At 38.3% G+C, this 23,179-nt stretch carries 3 protein-coding genes; all 3 read left to right on the forward strand.

The features are described from left to right. Nucleotides 1-68: 68 nt before the first annotated feature. On the forward strand, nt 69-11,705 hold the full coding sequence (locus AC5JMK_RS18485) for an SDR family NAD(P)-dependent oxidoreductase (protein ID WP_495910756.1): 11,637 nt from the start codon (nt 69-71) through the stop codon (nt 11,703-11,705). Nucleotides 11,706-11,784: 79 nt separating this feature from the next. Next, a complete protein-coding gene (locus AC5JMK_RS18490) occupies nt 11,785-12,714 on the forward strand; it encodes an SAM-dependent methyltransferase (protein WP_495910757.1) in 930 nt (309 codons plus the stop codon). 35 nt (nt 12,715-12,749) lie between these two features. Beyond that, nucleotides 12,750-23,141: an amino acid adenylation domain-containing protein gene (locus AC5JMK_RS18495; protein ID WP_495910758.1), complete on the forward strand. Its 10,392-nt coding sequence runs from the start codon at nt 12,750-12,752 to the stop codon at nt 23,139-23,141. Nucleotides 23,142-23,179: the final 38 nt, after the last annotated feature.

Genomic DNA, 23,179 nt, shown 5'->3' on the forward strand with positions numbered 1-23,179 from the left:
TCGCAATTACAAAAACTAAGAGTGTGGGGTGTAGGGTCAAACCTTTAATTCATAATTAATTCAGGTTTATGGATATATCAGATAACGACAAATCAATCCAAACAAGAGTCTTTAAAGCACTCAACGAAGCAAAAGAGAAATTAAAGGCTGTTGAAGCTAAACAAAGCGAACCTATCGCAGTTGTGGGTTTGGGTTGTCGTTTTGGGAAAAATGTTTCCACTCCTGAATTATTTTGGTCTTTTCTCAAAACTGGTGGAAATACGCTCACAAATATACCTAGCGATCGCTGGAATACTTCTGATTTTTATGACTCAGACAGAAGTAAACCTGGGAAAATCTATGTTTCTCAAGGTGGTTTTCTCGATGATGTTTCAATGTTTGATCCGCACTTTTTCGGGATTGCACCACGAGAAGCTTTGCATATTGATCCCCAGCAACGGTTACTCTTAGAAGTTGCTTATGAAGCTTTAGAAAATGCTGGAATGGCTGCACCTACCACTAGAATTGGCAAAACTGGTGTGTTTATTGGGATTACCAATAATGATTATGCTCGTTTGATTGCACCAGATGGAAATTATAGCACAATTGGGGCTTATCATATCTCTGGCAACCATACCAATGCTGCGGCTGGACGCATTTCTTATCTTTTGAATCTCAATGGCCCTAGCTTGGCTGTGGATACGGCTTGTTCTTCTTCGCTAGTGGCGGTGCATTTGGCGTGTCGTTCTTTACGCGCACAGGAATGTCGTCAAGCTTTGGTAGGAGGAGTAAACCTGATTCTGACACCAGAAGTACCGATCGCATTGTGCAAGAATCAGATGTTAGCTGCTGACGGTAGATGCAAAACCTTTGACGCCAGTGCGGATGGATTTGGGATTGGTGAAGGTTGCGGAGTCGTCGTTTTAAAAAGGTTGAGCGAAGCTTTAGCAGATGGCGATCGCATTTGGGCGTTAATTCGCGGAACAGCAGTTAATAACGATGGTGCGAGTGGCGGATTTACAGTTCCGAACGGCCCTGTGCAGACAGATTTAATTCGTGAGGCTTTGATTGACGCTCGTTTCAATGCAGATATCATTGATTACGTCGAAGCTCACGGTACGGGTACATCTTTGGGAGATCCGATTGAAATTAAAGCGATCGCTGATGCTTTGTGTGTTAATCGTTCTCAATCCCAACCTTTGTTAGTCGGTTCGATCAAAACAAATCTTGGTCATTTAGCGGCGGCGGCGGGAATTTCTGGTTTAATCAAGACTGTATTATCTATTTATTATTCGGAAATTCCGGCTCATCTCAATTTGCAAACACCAAATCCTCACATCCATTGGGATAGCTTACCCATCAATGTAGTGACACAAACTCGCCCTTGGACTGTTAGCAATAGCAAGATCAAAGCAGCTGGAGTCAGTTCTTTTGGAGCATCGGGAACTAATGCTCATGTAATTTTGAGTGAACCTCCGCAAATACAATCCACGGCTAAAAATAGACTTCCTGTACTGATTACTCTGTCTGCAAAAGATGAAGAACGTTTGCGTTTGCTGGCTAATAAGTTTGTTGATTATGTTGATCAAAAATCTGATGTTAACTTAACTGATATCGCTTTTTCTTTAAATACAGGTCGTTTTCATTATAAACAACGACTAGCTTTGTTGGTTTCTAGTGCTGCGGATTTTCAGGAACAACTTCGGGCTTTCACTAGTGATAATAGCCGAGAAACTAATATTATTCATGGCGAGGTGCAAGTAAATCCGAAAATCGCTTTTCTCTTTCATGATCAGCAAGCGATATTTTCGGGAATAACAAAAGAGCTTTTTGTGAATGAGCCTGTATTTCATCATGCTTTTGAGCGATGCGATCGCCTATTCCAAAATTATTTGGATTTTTCTATCGAAGACTTAGTTTATAAACATCAAAATATAGATGATCATTTATCTGTACAACCAGCATTATTTGCACTACAATATGCTGTTTGTGAACTCTGGAAATATTGGGGAATTCGTCCTGCTGCGGTTTTAGGTACTGGCTTTGGCGAGTATCTCGCTGCTCAACAAGCTGGAGTTTTGGCTCTGGAAGATGCAGTTAAGTTGATTGCAACTCGTGTTCGTTTATTTAGTCAAAATCAAAATATTGATGAAGAAAGATTTTTAGCTTTTAAAAAAGTAGCTGAAGAAATTAATTATAGCAATCCACAACTCACTTTGATTGATGTTCTAAATGGTGAAGTAGCTAGTAACTCTATTAAAACTGCTGCTTACTGGGTGCAACATCTACATCAATCAGCTCATGTAGCTCAAGGAATTTCTACCCTGAAGCAAATGGGGTATCGAATATTTATAGAAATTGGCAATCAGCCGATTTTAACTAATGTTGATCAGAGGAATTTATCTGAAAATGAAATCCTGTGGTTGTGTAGTTTAACAAAAGACAGTAATAATGATCAGCAAATCCAAACTGTCCTAGCTGAACTATATGTACGCGGAGTGAATATTAATTGGCAAGAATTTCATCGCTCTTACTCAGGACAAAAAATCAGTTTACCCAATTCTCCTTTCATTCGCAAACGCTACTGGGTAGATTCTGCTACTAAATCTCATCATGATCATTCTGGACATCCCTTACTAGGCGATCGCTTTCCTTCTCCTCTATCTTCTATTCAATATCAAGCTAGTATTAGTCAGCACAACCCAGCTTTTTTAGCAGAACATCAAGTTTTTGGTAAACCGATATTTCCTGGTGCAGCTTTTATTGAAATGGCTTTAGCTGCGACAGAAGGACAAGCGGTTATTGTAGAAAATATTGAATTTAAAAAAGCCTTAATACTGCAAGACAAAGCAGATATTTTACAAGTAATTCTTAATCAAGATAATTTACAAATCTATCATCAAGTTGATAATAATTGGGATCTACTCGTTGCTGGAGAGATTCAGAAATTAAAATCAGTCAATACAACTTTCCAAAATCTAGAACAAATAGCGGCTAATTCTCCAGAACATCTGGAAATTAATTCATTTTATCAAAAATATCAAAAATCGGGAGTCAATTACGGTAGTAGTTTTCAGCTAATCAATCAACTTCAGTGTAGTCAAAATACTGCATTTGCTGAAATTAAGTTAACAGATAACTTGCTTATAGAAGCGAAAAATTATCATTTTCATCCAGCGATGCTCGATGCTTGTTTTCAGGCGATAGCTGCGATTTTATTTCAGCAAGAATCATCTGTAACTTATGTACCAACTCGCATTGCTAAATTCCAATTCTTCAAGTCTCCGGGTGATTGTGTCATCAGTGCGGCTCGACTCACTGAAAGTTCTCATAATTTGATTATCTCTGATATTGATATTTATTCCGAACAAGGAGAATTATTAGTATCAATTATCGGGTTTGAACTCAAAGCTGTTCAACGCCAAGAAATCCTTCACCATGAAATTCAACCACAATCTTACATAGAAGAATGGATTCCCTTAGCACCATTATTACCCGATGGTAGAGATACTTTAGTTAGTCCCGATGTCATTAAAACTCAAATTAAACCACAGCAATTAGAACAGCAATCGGCTGAGAAATTACGCCAATATGAATGCTTGCTCGCGGAAATGGAAAGTTTGAGTGTAACTTATATTTGGGAAGGTTTAAAACAGCTTAACTGGGAACCAGAATTAGGTCAAATTTATCAAGAAGAACAGATCGCTGTTCAAGGTGGAGTAGTTGATTTTTATCGTCCCTTATTATCGCGATGTTTAGCTATCTTAGCCGAAGAAGGGATTCTGAATCAGCAACAAAATGGCTGGTTATTAATTAAAGAACCAGAAATATTTTCATCTCAATTGCAAATCCAACACCTTTGCAGTGAATTTCCTGATTATCTAGCAGAAATTAATCTCATAAAACGTTGTGCTTCTGTTTTAGCTGAGGTAATGCGTCGCCAAATTGAGCCGTTAGAATTACTATTTCCTCAAGGTGATTTGAATGCGATCGCATCTGTGTATGCTGATGCGGCTGGAGCTAAGTTAATGAATGAGCTAGTTGCAGCCACAATTAGATGTGCAGTAGCAAATTTACCTACAAATCGTCGGCTACGAATTCTCGAAATTGGAGGCGGAACAGGCTCAAGTACTGCCGCAATTTTACCACATTTAGTGAATGACCAAATTGAATATATATTTACCGATATTTCCTCTAGCTTTTTAACCAGAGCTAAAGAAAACTTTAGCCATTATACCTTCGTTAAATATCAAACTTTAGATATTGAAAAGAACCCCATTACTCAAGGCTTTATTCCTGGAAGTTTTGATATTATTATCGCTGCCAACGTCCTTCATGCTACAGCAGATATTAATAAAACACTTGAAAATGTTCGTTCTCTCATCGCTCCCAACGCTCTATTAATATTGTTAGAAAGTACAGGAGCGCGTCGGTGGGTAGATTTAACCTTTGGTTTAACAGAGGGATGGTGGTTATGTAGTCAAGATTCACTCCGTAATGATTATCCTTTAGTAGATACAGAACGTTGGCAAGATTTACTAACAAATCATCAATTTACAGAAATTAATGTTATTGAACCCAGCAACCCAGAGACACGCAATCTCTTACGACAAAGTGTGATTGTTGCTAAAGGAAATAGTGTTTGTAAATCTGTTTCCCATGAAATCATATTTGCCGATTCAAAAGGAATTGCTCAAAGTTTAGTTACTCCATTACAACAGCGAGGAGTTGCTTGTTCTCTCATCTTCCCTCAAGACATTAATACTGATTCTCTCGACACATATCTATCACTATTACAAAATTTATTAACTCCAGAAACTCGTGAAATAATCTATCTCTGGCCATTACAAGAAATCGCCGGCGAAATTTATCAAACAGTAGAAATTCATTGTAGACGTTTTCTATTTCTCATCCAAGCATTATTACAACAAGAAAATCTGCCGAAACTGATTCTTGTCACTCAAGGATCTGTACCAGCTAAAGCAGTCACAACCCTAACTTCTCCAGCCCAATCTTCATTATTAGGAATCGCTCTGAGCCTCATACTAGAACATCCCGAACTTAATTTTAGAGCGATTGATTTAGATCCCAAGACACAAGATGTGGGGAAAAATTTATTTCGAGAAATCTACAATAATACACAAGAAACTCGCATAGCTTTGCGCGGGGAAGAACGCTTTTGTCCGCGTTTAGTAGAGCGCAAACTAGCAGATGGTAATATCAATTTTCGTGAAGATGGCTATTATCTAATTTCTGGTGGTACAGGCGGATTGGGTTTAGCTACCGCTCGATGGATGATAGAACGTGGCGCTCGTCATTTGGTATTGTGCAGTCGCAATGGTGCAAAAGCTGTCAACACCAAAATCCTGACAAGTCTGCAATCAATTAACGCAGATATCCAAATCAAAGATGTTGATATCACAGATGCTGAAAAATTGCACACATTGCTAGAAGAATGCCGTTTTCAGTATCCTGTGCGGGGAATTTTTCACATTGCTGGTACTTTAGACGATACTACATTATTGCGACTGACGCCAGAAAGTTTTAACCATGTTCTAGCACCCAAGGTGAAAGGAACTTGGCTACTGCATCAACTTACCCTCAACGATCCTTTAGATTTCTTTGTTTGTTATACCTCTGCTGTATCGCTGATTGGCTCGGCGGGACAAGCGAATGCGGCGGCGGCTAATGCTTTTGAGGATGCTTTTATCTATTATCGTCATGCACAGAATTTGCCTGCAACAGCCGTTAACTGGGGGCCATGGAGCGAAATTGGTGCAGCAGTCGATCGCAATGTTTTAGAGAGATTAGCCGCGAAAGGTTATGATGCGATCGCACCTGAGTTAGCACTCCAGACTTTAGAAAAAATTTTGTTGAATCAGATTGTACGTGCTGGTGTGATTGCGATTGACTGGGAACGTTTCCCCTACATCAACCAAAGCTTTTATCAAAACTTCTTACCCAAAGGAGAAACGAAATCTGATACTGCATCAAATATTTTGGAACAATGGCAAACAGTATCTGTCAAACAGCGTCGAGATTTACTCATCCGCCATCTTAGTTTGCGAGTTTCCACTGTTTTAGGATTATCAACCGATGAAGTTGTTTCTCCCCAACAAGGCTTTTTTGATATGGGGATGGACTCTCTCACCTCCACAGAACTTCGCAATCTTTTGCAAACAGATTTCAATTGTTCTCTACCTTCAACAATTACTTTTCGGTTTCCCAATGTGGAAACTTTAGCAGATTATTTCCTGCGGGAAGTTTTAAATATCTCTGAGGTACAAATTCCTGTACAAAAGCTAATACCAGAAATCCCCCAAATCCAAGTTGAAAAATCTACCCCAAAAACACCACAACAAGAAGAAGATCCAATTGTAATTGTGGGGATGGCTTGTCGATTTCCTGGCGGTGCGAATGATGTGGAATCTTTCTGGAAACTGTTAGAGCAGGGGAAAGATGCGGTAGGAGAAATTCCGGGCGATCGCTGGGATAGTCGAGCCTGGTATCATCCTGATCCAGATACACCAGGAAAAATCTATTCTCCTTACGGTGCATTTTTGGAGCAAATAGATCAGTTTGATGCCGAATTTTTTGGGATTATTCCTCGTGAAGCTGTCGCCATAGATCCGCAGCAACGCTTACTATTAGAAACTACTTGGCAAGCTTTGGAATCGGCGGGACAAAATCCCCAGCAGTTACGCAACAGTCAAACTGGGGTTTTTGTGGGGGCGATGACTCAAGATTATGCCCAGTTGAGTTATGCTCCAGAAGCGATTAATGCCTATACTGGTTCTGGAACTTCTGTCAGCGTAGCTGCTGGTCGCTTATCCTATGTACTGGGCTTGCAAGGGCCATCAATGACAGTTGATACTGCTTGTTCTTCTTCTTTAGTAGCAGTGCATTTAGCTTGCAATGCTTTGCGGAATGGAGAGTGTGAGATTGCGTTGGCTGGTGGTGTCAACATTATTTTAACTCCGGTGATTTCCTTAATTGAAAGTCGCGCTCATATGCTTGCACCGGATGGACGCTGCAAAACTTTTGATGCAAGTGCAAATGGGATGGTGCGGGGCGAAGGTTGCGGAATGATTGTTCTCAAACGATTGAGTCAAGCAATTAAGAATGGCGATCGCATTTTAGCGAGAGTATATGGTACAGCTGTGAATCACGATGGCCCCAGTAGTGGACTGACTGTACCTAATGGTGATGCTCAGGAGAAATTATTACATCAAGCCCTGAAGATCGCGCAACTCAAACCAGAGCAAATAGATTATATTGAAGCGCATGGTACCGGGACTGCGATCGGCGATCCGATTGAATTAGAAAGTATGGCTGCGGTTTTTGGGAAACGTCCCCAAAATCGACCTTTAATTATTGGTTCTGTCAAAACCAATTTAGGACATTTAGAAGGAGCAGCCGGAATTGCTGGCTTAATCAAAACTGTTTTAGCCTTGCAACACCATAAAATTCCTCCTCATCTTCACTTTCAGCAACCCAACCCCCGTTTTGATTGGAATTCTCATATTTTTGAAGTTCCAGTACATGGAAAAAACTGGCATTCTAGCGAACGCCAACGCATTGCGGGAGTCAGTTCCTTTGGATTTAGTGGTACGAATTCCCATGTAATTGTCGGCGAAATTGCCGCTAATTCTCCCCAAAAATCAGATGATAAATTTTACTTATTACCACTTTCGGCTCGTTCTGAAACGTCTCTCCAAGAATTAGCCAAAAATTATCAATCCACTTTTAATGAATCTGTTAATTTAGCAGATGCGTGTTTCACTGCTAGTACAGGAAGGGCTGTTTTTCGCCATAGATTGTGTATTTTAGCCAATTCAATCACCACAGTTCAACAAGCACTTAGTGATTTTCAAACAGGTGAGGATTCTGAGAATTTGATTAGACCAATTTCATCAGAAACTCAGTCCAATGTAGCCTTCCTATTTTCAGGACAAGGTTCTCAATATTCAGGGATGGGACAAACTCTTTATAACCAAGAACCTGTCTTTAGAAATACTTTGGATCTTTGTGATCAAACCCTTGAACCAATTTTAGAAACATCGCTGTTAGATATAATCTTTGAATTGCAAAACAGCGAGTTGCTAGAACAGACTCAAATCACGCAACCAGCTTTGTTTGCACTTGAATATTCACTAGCTAAATTATGGCAATCTTGGGGAATACAACCCTCGGCTCTTTTAGGACACAGCATTGGTGAATATGTCGCCGCTTGTTTAGCGGGAGTCTTCTCTTTAGAAGATGCTTTGCAATTAGTTGTCCAACGCGGTCGCTTAATGGGAGAACTACCGCAGAATGGAGCCATGGCAGCAATTTATGCTGATTATCAAACAGTAGCAGATCATCTCATTCCCTATGAAAATCAAGTAAATATTGCCGCAGCTAATGGTGCAATTAATGTCATTTCCGGCTTGAGTAAAATTGTCGATCAACTAGAGAAAACTTTTATCAAGCAAGGTTATAAAACTAGACGTTTAGCAGTATCTCATGCTTTTCATTCCCCGTTAATGGAACCGATGCTTGATAATTTCACCAAGGTTTTGCAGAAAATTGATTTCCATGAACCAAGCTTGAATATTATTAGCAATCTCACAGGTAAACCAATTGGTAAAGAAATTGCTACTCCTGATTATTGGCTGCGTCATATTCGCAACACTGTACATTTTGGTCAAGGATTTAAATACTTAGTTGATAGTGGTTATCGCTGTTTTTTGGAGTTAGGCTCGAAACCAGTGTTACTAGGTATGGCACGACTAACTTATCAAACTAAAGATAATCAAAATAAAGATATATTATGGCTACCCAGCATCATACCTGGACAAGATGAACAAGTCCAAATGTATAAAAGTTTGGCAACACTCTTTGTGAATGGTTATTCTGTAGAATGGACAGAGGTATTTAAGTCAGGAAAACGGATTCCTTTGCCTAATTATCCATTTCAAAGAGAACGCTACTGGTTGTCAAATTCACAATTTTCTATAGCTGAAATTCAAACTAAATTGCATCCTTTTATTAGTGATTTCAAGAAACTAGCTACAGGAGAAATTATTTTTGAGGGAGAGATAAATTCTGAGCAGCCAGATTATCTTACAGAACACAAGGTATTTACCAAAACTATATTTCCTGCTACAGGTTTCATCGAAGCGATTTTAACAGCCAGCCAGAAAATATTTACTCATCATTTGGTAACTATCAAAAATGTATTAATTCACCAAGGATTACTGTTATCTTCATCTCCAACCACATTACAAATGATTTTTAAATCAAAAAAATCATTGGAATATAGTTTTGAGATATTTAGTAGTAATTCTGCAAAAGATGACTGGATTCTGCACGTGACTGGTGAGATTAAACCTCACAATCAAAAAGCACCTGCGTCTATAAATAATTGGTCTGATCTCAAAGGGGAATCTGTTGCTATTCCCAAATTTTATGAACTTTATCAGCAAATGGGAATCACCTACGGTGAGCGTTTTCAAGCTATTCAAGAACTCCGTTATTTAGGAAATGGTTCTCAGGCTCAGATTAGTATCGATCGCAGTTTAGTAGATCAACGATATTGTCTGCATCCCGTGCTTCTAGATGCTTGCTTGCAAAGTATTGGCGCAGCTTTTCCAGAAATTCATGGTCAGGAATTACATTTACCCTATGGCTTTTCTTCTTTAGAATTATTTGAAAATCCTGGTTCTCAAGCTGAAACACGCATTTTCGTTAAATCTGACACTAACGGTGAAATGCGCGTAGATGTAGAGGTTTATGACCAACAAGAACAGCTTTGCGCTCGGTTTATAGACTTAGTAGCAAGGCGTACTAATCCCGCAGTTTTACAGCATTTATGGCAGGAATCTGAGAAAAATTGGTTTTATCAAGTTAAATGGCAAAAGTTAAATTCAGTGTCAACTGTTGTAGCTAATACTAACAATTCTTGGTTAATATTTGTGTATCCTGATACAGCCTTGCATCAGTTGACAAACTTATTGAAACAAGCTGGAGAACGAGTCATTACTGTAGAACTTGGTGAGGATTATAAACGCCGTTCTCCAGATGATTTTGTGATCAATTCATCTCAAAAGTCTGATTTTAAACGCTTATATCAAGAAGCGTATCCATCGGGAGAATTTCCCACGGGGGTAATTTTCATCTGGGAAAATGCACCGATGACAGAATATGCAGATACAGTTTCCAAGAGTTGTCATGCTGCATTGAATTTAATCCAAACTATCACTACTAATTGGCAAAAATTACCTGATTTATGGCTAGTGACTCGCAATGCAAATCAAATACTAGCTGAAACTTCTATACAACCTCAACAATCTTGGTTATGGGGATTAGGAGCAGTAATTAATCAAGAATATCCGCAAATGCGATGTGTGTGTTTGGATTTATCACCAACCGAAGAAGCAGATGAAGCTGAATTTTTGTTCCAAGAACTTCATACTTTCAGTAGTGAATTACGCCTAGCTTTACGCCAAGGAAACCGTTATGGAGCAAGATTAGTATCTGCAACAATTCCCCCAGTACAAAAGCAGGATTTTGTGAGCAAAGAAGGAGCTTATTTAATTACTGGAGGTTTAGGTAAACTTGGCTTGCTATTAGCTCAATGGCTATCAAAAATGGGAGCTAGTCACTTAGTTTTGTGTAGCCGCAATGTTAAATCTTCACCAGAAGCGATCGCATCATTAAGGCAAAATGGAACACAAGTTACAATTATCAGTGCTGATATTACCTCAGCAGTAGATATAGAACAAATTTTCTTCCGTTTTGGTAAAGATTTACCTCCCTTACGAGGAGTAATTCACGCGGCTGGTGTTTTAGATGATGGGCTTTTAAGTAATCAAAATTGGCAAAGATATGAGAACGTAATGCGTCCGAAAATAGAAGGCACTTTATTATTAGATCGCTACACCCGCAATCTATTTTTAGACTTTTTCATCACCTTTTCTTCTGCTGCTGTTATCCTCGGTTCACCCGGTCAAAGTAATTATGCTGCTGCTAATGCTTTTATGGATGCTTTAATGCAGCAACGACAAAGTTTAGGATTACCAGGTATTAATATTAATTGGGGAGCATGGGATACAGAAAATGAAATTGAAAAACAACGTTTTGCGATCTGGGGTATTCAAAGCATGTCTTCTGATATCGCCCTGAAATATCTTAGTCAATTAATTATGGGAAATGTTTCGCAAGGAGTGATTATTGATATTGATTGGTCTATTTTTAATCAAAATTTTAATATTAATCAACCATTCTTCACAGAATTGTTGACAACAAAAGAAAATAGTCAAAATAATTCTGCAAAATTATTAGAGCAGTTAAAATCTGTATCTATAGATGAGCGAGCAGAAAGTTTATCTCAAGGAATTGAGCAAATTTTACGCGAAGTTACCGGGTTAACTGCAAGTAGTATTGTTCCTCATCAAACTTCATTTTTAGAATTAGGTTTAAATTCATTAATGGTACTAGAATTTAAAAATAAGCTAGAAAGCAATTTAGCTTGTAATTTACCTGCATCTATAATTTTTGATTATCCTCATATCACCAGTCTGAGCATTTATTTGCGGGAAGAAGTATTAGCAGAGCATATAAATTTTGAAATGAAAATCAATGACTCTAGTGATACTTTGAATCCTTATGACAGTCTCAATGAAGATGAATTAGCTGTACTACTTAATCAAAAGTTAGCAGAGCTTGATAAATATGATCAGTAAATATTGAGGTTGACCGTTCATAAAAGCCAAAACTTCCGCAGACTGAGAAGTTTTATTTTATATATAGGAGAGTATAGATTTGGAAAATATCGGCAAAATTCCCTTAAACTATGAATGGCGCAATCGCTGGATAATCATCAAAGAATTTATCCAGAATCCAGTTCAGGAAATCTGGTTTTTACGAGATAAATTTGAGGTATCTGAACTTTATACCAGGATAGCCAAACGAGAACGCGATCTTAACGATCCCAATATTCCCCAATGGCTCAACTTTGGCTATTGGAAAGAAGAAACAACTTATAATGGAGCCTGTGCGGCTTTAGCCCGGAAATTAGGAGAAATTGCCGAACTTAGCTCTGGAGACGAAGTTTTAGATGTCGGTTTCGGTTTTGCCGAACAAGATATCCTCTGGGTGCGTGAAAATAATGTAGATGCAATTACTGGGATAAATACTACAAAATTACAAGTAGAAATTGCTCAAGAACGAGTAGCTAGAGCGGGACTAGCTGAACGAATCAATCTTCAGGTAGGTTCAGCCACGAAAATTCCTTGTGAAGACAATTCTTTTGATAAGATTACAGCTTTAGAATGTGCTTTTCATTTCAATACTCGTGAGGATTTTTTTGCTGAAGCATTTCGAGTTTTGCGCCCTGGTGGGAAACTAGCATTAGCAGATTGTTTGCCTAGAATTGGACGAGATATTAACTTTTGGCTTCGCGTTAATAGTAAGAAAATGTGTATTCCTTTCACCAACCAATATGACCGATATACTTATGTTGAAAAACTCAAAAAGCATGGATTTGTAAATATCCAAGCTGTATCAATTAGCGAATATGTTTGGCCAGCTGCTGTTCGTTACTTTGCGGAGGTAGGTAAAGGAATTAGTAAACACGATCTAGTGATCAATCTTCAGAAAGATAATCCGGGACTGGAAGCTTGGTCGAGAGATCGGGGTTGGTTTATGGCGTTTGATGACTATCTTTTATTTTCAGGGGAAAAACCCGATTAGATATTTCCGGAAAATAAAAACTCGCGGACATAAAAATGGCTCAAAATACAGATTATAAAAAACTCATAGCAACAACTTTAACCAAAATGGAGGTCATGCAGGCTCGCATTACCGAATTAGAAACTAGACAAAGTGAGCCAATTGCTGTTATCGGAATGGGATGTCGTTTTCCTGGTGGGATAAATTCTCCTGAGACTTATTGGAATTACTGTCAAGCTGGACTAGACGCAATTGTAGAAGTTCCTAAAAGCCGTTGGGATATCTCCAATTTATATGCTCAGGAAGTTACCCCAGGAAAAATGAACACTCGTTATGGGGGATTTTTACAAGAAGATATTACAGAATTTGATGCCCGTTTTTTCTCCATATCTGCTCGCGAAGCCATCTCAATGGACCCGCAACAAAGATTACTTTTGGAGGTGACATGGGAAGCTTTAGAAAATGCTAATTTACCACCGAATAATTTAGCAAGCGATCGCGTGGGTGTGTTTGTCGGTATCACTAGTACTGACCATGCTATGACCGTCTACAAAAGCAACTATGAGCAAATCGATTCTTTTTTTGGTACAGGAAATGCTTTGAGTGCAGCAGCAGGACGCCTATCTTATTTTCTCAATCTGCACGGCCCTTGTATGTCTATTGATGCAGCCTGTGCTTCTTCACTGGTGGCTGTTCACCAAGCTATTCGCAGCTTAAGGAATCATGAATGTGAATTAGCTTTGGTGGGTGGGGTAAATCTCATCTTGAATCCAGCCATTACGATTAACCTTTCTCAGTCAGGGATGATGTCTCCCGATGGTCGCTGCAAAACCTTTGATGCGGCTGCAAATGGTTATGTGCGGGGAGAAGGCTGTGGGGTTTTGGTACTCAAACGCTTGTCTGTGGCTGAGAAAAAGGGCGATCGCATTCTTGCTGTATTACGAGGCTCTGCGGTCAATCATAACGGTGCAGCCGCCGGGTTAACAGTTCCCAGTGGTCCCGCCCAACAAGATTTACTCCGTCAAGCCTTAGCTGATGCCAGAGTTACACAGAATGAAATTGGGTATATAGAAGCACATGGCACTGGGACATCTTTAGGTGATCCCATTGAAATGAATGCGATCGCCGCCGTGTATGGAGAGCGATCGCAACCTCTTTATGTCGGTTCAGTCAAGACTAATATCGGACATCTGGAAGCAGCCGCAGGGATTGCGGGGATGATGAAAACGATTCTCGCCCTCCAGCATGGTAAAATCCCGCCACATCTTCATTTTCAAGAGCCTAATCCCTTGATTAATTGGCAAAAACATGCAATCAAAATTCCTACACAAACCCTACCCTGGCCTGACAATGGCGCAACCCGTATCGCTGGAGTCAGTTCCTTTGGTTTTTCTGGAACAAATGCTCATGTGATTGTCGAACAAGCACCCGTTGCAAACATACCAGAAATTAAGCAACAACTTCCTAGTCATCTGTTGACGATTTCTGCTCATAACCAAACAGCTTTGAAAGAACTGGCGCGACGTTTTAATACTCGCTTAGAGTCTCATCCAGAAATCGGAGATATCTGCTACAGTGCGGCTATTGGGAGATCGCCCTTACTTGAACGTTTAGCGATCATTGCAGATACATTACCAGAGTTGCAACAAAGATTAGCAGCTTTTGCTGACGAAAAAAGTCTTGATAATTTCACTTTTTATCAACGCTATACAGGAGAAAAACAGCCGAAAGTTGTCTTTCTCTTCACTGGTCAAGGAGCTTGTTATCCAGGGATGGGTGAGCAATTCTACCAAACCCAACCGACATTCCGTAAATATATTGATCAGTGTGCAGCAATTTTAGCCAATCATTTAGAGTATCCATTACTAGAGATATTGTTTGGCGATCGCACAGATTTACTCCATCAAACTGCATACGCTCAACCAGCGATCTTTGCTCTAGAATATGCAATAGCTATGCTGTGGCAATCTTGGGGAATCACACCCGGTTTACTGATTGGACATAGCGTTGGTGAATACGTAGCAGCTTGTGTTGCTGGGGTATTTAGTTTAGAAGCTGGTTTAGCATTAATTGTGAAACGTGGACAATTGATGCAAACTGCGCCCATAGGAAAAATGGCTGCAATTTTTGCAGATGAAGTCACAGTAAATTCTTTAATTCAAAACTATACTCATCAAGTTGCGATCGCTGCAATTAATCACCCTCAACAAATTATCATTTCTGGAGCCAGCGACAGTATTGATGAGATAATTACCAATTGTAAAAATCAAGAAATCGTGGTTCAATATCTCTCTGTCGCAGGTGCTTTTCATTCTCCATTAATGGAACCAATTTTAGATGAATTTGAAACTGCTGCTCGTGGAATTGACTACAATCAACCTCAAATTTTGCTCCTTTCAGGAATTGACGGACAACCTTTCAAAAATGCACCCGATGCAAGTTATTGGAGACAGCAATCTCGTCAACCTGTACAATTTTTGCAGAGTCTAATTACAGCCATTAACAAAGGATATAATCTATTTTTAGAAGTCGGGACAAGACCAATACTTGCAGAACAAGGTCGTCGCTATAATGATGAAGTTATTTGGCTAAGTTCTCTCGATAGAAATGTAGATAATTGGCAGACAATGCTTTCAGCACTTGGTCAATTATACATTCGTGGAGTACATTTCTATGCCGAAAAATTCAATGCAGATTACGGCTATAGAAATGTCCAATTACCAAACTATCCTTTTCAAAGAAAACGTTTTAAATTTCAAATATCTAACGAAATATATATAGAAAAAGAAGTAATTAAAATGACTGAATTAACAGTATCAAATAACCAAAAGCATCAGCAAGATATCCGTAATCAGTTAAAGTCTATTCTGGCTGTACTCCTTAAAGAAGATGAAAATGAGATTAGAGATGATGAGACATTATTAAATTTAGGAGCAGATTCTATAATTCTCACAGACTTTGCTCGCAAAGTTGAAGAGAAATTTGCTGTCAAGATCAAGATAGATCAATTATTTACCGATTTACAAACAATTATCGACATAGCTACATATATCGCTAATCTTGTTGCTCAAGAATCATTAGAAACATCGGATGAATTAGCAAATAATGACTCAGAATTAAATAATTATCTTTGGATAATTTCTCAATTACAACCAATTGTTGTTGGCTATATCTTAAAAGCTTTAGCAGTATTAGGTAAGAAACTAAATCAAGCCGAAATCTGGACAGCAGAAAACTTATTACAGACTTTACCCATTGCTCCAAAATACTATATTTTAATTACTCGTTATTTAAAAACTTTAGAGCAAGCCGGAATTATTCAAAATCAAGGTCATGTATGGACAGTAAAAAATCTGCCTACATCTGTTGATTTATCAAAAACTATAGAAAATCTGCAACAAACTTGTCCAGCAGCAAAACCTGAGTTAGAAATGCTGCAACGCTGCGGTGAAAATTTGGCAGAAGTTTTAAAAGGAAATATAGATCCTCTAGAGTTAATTTTCCCAGCAGGTTCAGTTGTTCATGCGGAAAGTATATACGGAGCTTCTCCTGTATCTCGATTGATGAATCAACGAGTAGCTGAAGCAATTAACGGGATTTTAAAGAGTTTTGCTTCGAGCGATCGCCCTTACCAAATGATCGAAGTTGGAGGTGGTACAGGTGCAACTTCGGAAGCAATTCTCAATCACTTAAATCTCAATCATGCGACTTATACTTTTACCGAACTTTCTCCTGTTTTACTAAATAAAGCTCGACAAAAATTTCAAAATAAGTATAACCTCAAATTCCATCAATTAGATATTGAAAAATCACCAATTTCTCAAGGATTACCAGCCCATTCTTATCATATAGTTGTGGCTGCTAATGTCCTTCACAGTACTTGCAACATTACAGAAACACTCAATCATATTCGAGAATTATTACTACCTGGTGGTTATTTAGTACTCCTAGAAACAGTAGAAAATAATTCTTGGCTGGATTTAACTTTTGGACTCACTCCAGGATGGTGGCGTTTTCAAGACAAAGAATTACGTGTAGATTCGCCCTTGTTGAGTGGCGAAACTTGGTGTACTGTTTTGAAACGCTGTGGTTTTGCTACTGCGGATAGTTTTTCCCAACAAAACAATCTTAGTATCTACAATGGACAAGAGTTAATTATTGCTTGTGCTGCTGAAAAATCGGTGAATGAAGTTGCAAAAGTTATATCGCCAGCAGCAGTAAGTTCTAGTCAAGAAGCTTTAATGATGGCGCAATTGCAATCTTTGAAAGAACTTAAAGATATACATGAAAAAACCATTATCAAACAATTAGAAATACTCCAATCTGTACCTGTTACACAAAATACAGAAGTATTAATTACACCTCCGCCTCTTCTTCAAACAAGCAAAAGAGAAACTGTATCTCCTCCTCAAAAAACCAAAGTTGAGAGAGTTAAAAAAATTAGCTCTCCCAATTTAAATCCACTGGCTTTAAAACTGAATGAAAATAAATCTTTAACAGAACAGCAGCAAGCTTTTATCTACAAATTGCAGGTTATTTATAATCAAAAAACTGCAAAATCTAAGGCATATTCACAAAAGAGCCGGAAAACAATGGTTGATGTCAAACCTACCATTGACTTCCGTATGACATTAAAAGAGTTTCAATATCCCATTGTTTCAGAATCAGCCCAAGGTGCATGTTTTCGTGATATTGATGGTAATGATTACATCGACTTAGCAATGGGGTTTGGTGTTAACTTTTTTGGACATAGTCCTGATTTTGTGTTGACAGCAATTCAGCAGCAAATGCAACACGGAATAGGACTAGGAATGCAGTCTAATATCGCAGCAGAAACAGCAAGTTTAATTAATGAAATTGCGGGTGTAGAACGGGTTGCTTTTAGTAATACTGGAACAGAAGCAATTATGGCAGCAGTTCGGATTGCTCGTTCTCGCACACAACGTCAAAAAATTGCTGTGTTTGCTGGTTCGTATCATGGTACTTTTGATGGCATTTTAGCGCGAGTTGCAGAAGAGCCACCCATAGCTCAACCATTAAGTCCAGGTACACCATCAGGAATGGTTGAAGACGTAATAATTCTTACCTACGGAGCCGAAGAAAGTTTAGATATCATTGCTGCTCATGCTAATAATTTAGCAGCAATTTTAGTCGAACCTGTACAAAGCCGTAAACCCGATTTACAGCCGAAAGAGTTTCTACAAAAGTTACGTAAATTAACTCATAAAAAAGAGATTGTGCTGATTTTTGATGAAATTATTACGGGATTTCGGATTGCTCCAGGAGGAGCGCAAGAATACTTTGATGTTAAGGCAGATATAGTAGTTTATGGTAAGGCAATTGGCGGTGGTTTACCTATCAGCATGATCTGCGGTAAAGCAGATTTTTTGGATACAATTGACGGCGGTTTTTGGAGTTATGGAGATAATTCTCATCCGCAAACAGAATTAACTGCTTATGGCGGAACTTTCTGTCGTCATCCTTTGGCACTTGCGGCTTGTCGTGCAGTACTGCTACATTTACGTGAACAAGGTGCAACAATTCAGGAAAGGGTAAATCAATTAACCAATCGATTAGCAACTGAAGTTAATCAATTCTTTCAAGAAGTAGGAATTCCGATCCGCATTGTTCATTTTGGCTCTTTGTTTCGCTTTGAACCTTTTGGAGCTTATAGTATTTTCCTGCAACCCATCGAATTGCCGCTTTTTTATTACTTGTTAAATCTCAAAGGTATATATACTTGGGAAAAACGAGTTTGTTTTCTCTCAACTAGCCATACCAATGAAAATATAGATAAAGTAGTGGCTGCTGTTAAAGAATCAATTATAGAATTGCGACAAGCGGGTTTTTTTGAAAATGCCAAACTACCACAAGCTAAGAAAAAAGAAGCAAGCGATCGCTCTGATAATGAGGATGAGAAGAATAATTTAAAAAATCAATTTTCTACCAGTGAAGCACAACGTCAATTGTGGTTGATGGGAGAATTAGATACAAACGCTTCCGCCGCATATAACGTCACAACTTCTTTGGAATTTCATGGTAATTTAGATATTTCATCTTTAGAGCAAGCGATTAATGAAGTAGTCAATCGTCATGAAGCTTTACGAACAAAAATATTAGCACAAGGCGAACTACAAGAAGTTATCAATAGTGTCAAAATTGACTTACCATTAATCAATTTAGTCCATGAAAATAACCCCGAAACCACTGCTTTAACATTCAGAACTCAGTTTGCTCAAAAGTCTTTTGATTTACATATTGCTCCTTTATTTGCAGCTGCGCTGATGCAGTTAGCTCCTGAACATTATCTATTATCTTTAAAAACCCATCATATAGTTGCCGATGGTTGGTCACTAGGGCTAATTTTAAATGAAATTGGCAAAGTTTACTCCGCAAAAATTGGGAATTCGACAGATTCTTTAGCTTCACCAATGCAGTTTCGCCAATATTTAGCTTTGCGACAGCAAGAAGCCCAAAGTCCACAAATGCTAGAGCATCGTAACTTTTGGTTGCAAACCTATGAGGGAGAAATCCCAAGATTTGAGATAACTACCGACTTTCCTCGTCCAGCTGTGAAAACTTACACCGGGAGTCGAGAAAGTAAAATTATTGATCCCCAATTATGGCAAAAATTGCAAGCTGTGGGACGCAAAAACCAAGCAACATTATTTATGACAATGTTCGCTGCTTACACAGCTTTTCTGCGACGGATTTCTGGTCATGATGATTTAGTAATTGGTATTCCTATTTCTGGAAGACAAATTGAAGGAAGTGAAACATTAGTTGGCTTTTGTTCACAATTTTTACCAGTACGTATCCAGCCACATTTGACTGCTTCGTTTGTGGAACATCTGCGTCATACTAAAGAAACACTCATAGCTGCTTTTAAACATCAAAGTCACGCTTTAGAAGAATTATTAGCAGCCTTACAATTACAACGGGATTTTTCTCGTTCTCCTCTGATCTCAGTTTCTTTCAACATGGACCCTAGTCTGACTCTACCTGAGTTTGAGGGATTAAAAGTATCGCTACCACCAGAGCCAATTGGCTATACTCCTTTCGACTTAGGATTTAATTTTATCGAAGTCAATAATGCGCTTATTATTTACTGCAATTACAATACAGAACTATTTAAACAAGAGACTATTCAACAATTTCTCGCCAGTTTTGAAATTTTGCTAGAGGGCGTAATTAACAATGCCAATAGTTTACTTTATCAGTTGCCTTTAATTACACAAGTGCAACAGGAAAAACTCTGGGCAGAGTTAACAGGGGAAACGATAGAATTACCTCAAGATAAAACAATTATTGATGACTTTATTGCTAAAGTCAACTCTACACCCAATGCACCAGCATTGATTGTGGGACAAACCACTTTCACCTATCAAGAATTGAATGAGCAGGTAAATAGGTTAGCAAATTATTTACATCAGCAATATCGACTAGGTGTTGGGAAAGCGATCGCCCTGATGACCGGACGTAATCAAAATTTAATTATCAGCATTCTAGCAATTTTCAAAATTGGTGCAACCTATGTCCCGATAGATCCCCAATATCCTACTAGCCGTATTGATTTTATTCTCAAAGATAGTGGTTGCGATATCTGTGTGACGGAGAGTAATTTTGTCTCCCAATTACCTCAAAATATAGAGAAAATTTGCTTGGATAAAATCGATAAAATTTTGGCAGATTTTGACAAAAATGAGCCTCAAGTTAAACCAGAATCTAGCCAAATAGCCTATATTTTATATACTTCTGGCTCAACAGGAAATCCCAAAGGAGTCATGGGTCGTCATGTCTCGATTTTGAATGTGATTCGCAGTTTACGACTCACATTTGACTTAGATCAACATCCTGAATGGCGCTATATCTTCACTGCACCGATCACCCACGATCCATCTTTGCGGAATATCTTTCTACCATTGACAATAGGTGCTGCTTTATATATATATGAAGTCCAGCATATAGGGGATTTAGTGGCGTTTTTACAAGCAAACCAAATCAATGCTTTGCACACAACGCCATCTATCTATCGGGAAATCTTGAATGTCCTCACACCCAAAGAAACTATCTCCAGCTTAAAATATATTTCTGCTGGCGGAGAGAAATTAGATCGAGAAATAGCGATCGCTTTACAAAAACGCTTCCCGTCTGCAATTGTCAGCAATGTCTACGGTTCGACAGAAACTTGTGTCGGAGTATCTCAACATACAATAGATACAAATTTAGATACAGACGTACCTCTTGGTCAAGTTTTCCATAATAATCGCTTATTTGTCCTTGATGAATTTAATAACACGGTACCTTTACACGTTGTAGGTGAAATTTGTGTAGAAGGTGCAGCATTAGCAGCTGGTTATCACAATCTCCCCCAAATCACCACAGAAAAATTTCAACCTAGCTTTATCAATGAGGGAAAAACTCTCTTTAGAACCGGAGATTTAGGGAAACAAACTGCTCCTGGTGTGATTGAATTTATTGGTCGTAAAGATAATCAAGTTAAAGTCAATGGCTATCGCATAGATCCAGGAGAAATTGAATATCAACTTAGCCGTCATGCTGATATTGAAAGAGCGGTTGTCTTACCTATCCAGGTAGATCATCAAACTCAATTATCTGCTTATTGTCAAACTGTCAAAGATATAGAAATTTCGGAAATACGAGAATTTCTCTCTTATTCTTTGCCAGTTTACATGATTCCTAGATCTTTTATCTTTTTAAAGCAATTTCCTCTGACCAGACATGGGAAAATTGACTGGCGATCGCTCCTTGAACTCAAAGAAACAAGTAAACTAGCACAGTTAGCTTATACTGCACCTCGTAATAATTTAGAGTTCAAGCTAGTCAAGATCTGGGAAAATTTTATTAGCAAACATCCCATTGGTATTTTTGATAATTTCTTTGAGATTGGTGGACATTCTCTGCTCCTTTCGCGAGTGGTAACTCATGTTCATAAAGAACTAAATGTAGCAATAAAATTAGCTGATTTCTTTAAAGTTCCCACCATCGCCGGATTAGCAGCTTTAGTATCTCAAGCCCAATATGACTATCAAGAACCCATACCAGCAATCACTCCGCAAACATCTTATCCTATGTCTCATGGGCAACGCCGTCTTTGGGCTTTAGAATTTCTTGATCGCCATCATAATGCTTACGGAATGCCTGGTGCTTATCAATTTAACGGTAATCTTAATATTGCTGCCTTTGGAACTGCTTTTCAAGATTTAATTCAACGCCACGAAATTTTGCGGACTACGTTTACTTTAATAGATAATCAACCGCGTCAAATTGTACATGAGCAAATGAATTTTGCTCTCCAGCAGATAGATTTGACAGAGTATGCAGAACCAGAACAAGCAAAAATTATCACTGAATATATTGACAAAAATGCCAAAACTACTTTCGATTTAGAAGTGGGGCCTTTACTTAAAGTCAGCTTACTGAAATTGAGTCAATACAGCTATATAATTTTGTTTAATATGCACCACATCATTTCTGATGGTTGGTCAGCAGGAGTTTTAATTAAAGATTTCCTCACATATTATCATGCCTATGGACAGCATAATTTTGAATTACTGCCACCTCTGAAAATTCATTATAAAGACTATTCTGACTGGCAAGATCAGCAATTAAAAACATCGAGATTACAAGCGCAACGTGAGTACTGGTTGGCTAAATTGACTCCTCTGCCTGCACGTCTTAACTTACCATTAGATTACACTCGACCCGCAGTACAAAGTTTTCAAGGTACTGCGATAATATGCAAGCTAAATCAAGAATTAATTAAGCATTTTAAGGTATTAATCAAAACTCAAGAAGCTAGTTTATTTATGGGGTTGGTGACTCTGATTAAGAGTTTTCTGTTTCGCTATACTGAACAAAATGAAATTACAGTTGGCTCTCCCATCGCTGGTAGAAATCATCCTGATTTAGAGGAACAAATAGGTTTTTACGTTAATACTTTAGTTTTACGCGATCGCATAGCAGCAGATGACAGTTTTGGTAGTTTACTTAGTAAAGTGAAAACAACCACACTCTTTGCATATGACAATCAAGAGTATCCCTTTGACAAACTAGTATCAGATTTAAATTTTCAGCGCGATCCTAGCCGCAATCCCCTTTTTGATATTGCAGTTGTTCTGCAAAACAATCAAAATGTAGATCTAGCATTAGATGGAATTACTGTTAACTCAATTGATCCCAAAAATGTTACTTCTAAATTCGATTTAGAATTCGTTTTTGTAGAGGAAACAGAACTCTATTTCAAGCTCATCTATAACACAGATATATTTACCAGTGAGCGTATTTTATTGATACTAAACTTGTTAGAGTCTCTTATGAAAACAGTAGTTAAATCTCCTAACATACCATTATTAAAGCTACCTTTTTACATAGAAAAATCTGAACAAGAAGATACGGAACTTTTCGCGACAGATTTTAATTTTTAATCATAAATATAATTAAACTATAGAAATCACTCATTGGG

The organism is Pelatocladus sp. (assembly GCF_059505505.1).

Bases quoted from the DNA above. Each gene is read 5' to 3' on its own strand.
- AC5JMK_RS18485 (WP_495910756.1), top strand. From the start codon at position 69: ATGGATATATCAGATAACGACAAATCAATCCAAACAAGAGTCTTTAAA.
- AC5JMK_RS18495 (WP_495910758.1), top strand. From the start codon at position 12,750: ATGGCTCAAAATACAGATTATAAAAAACTCATAGCAACAACTTTAACC.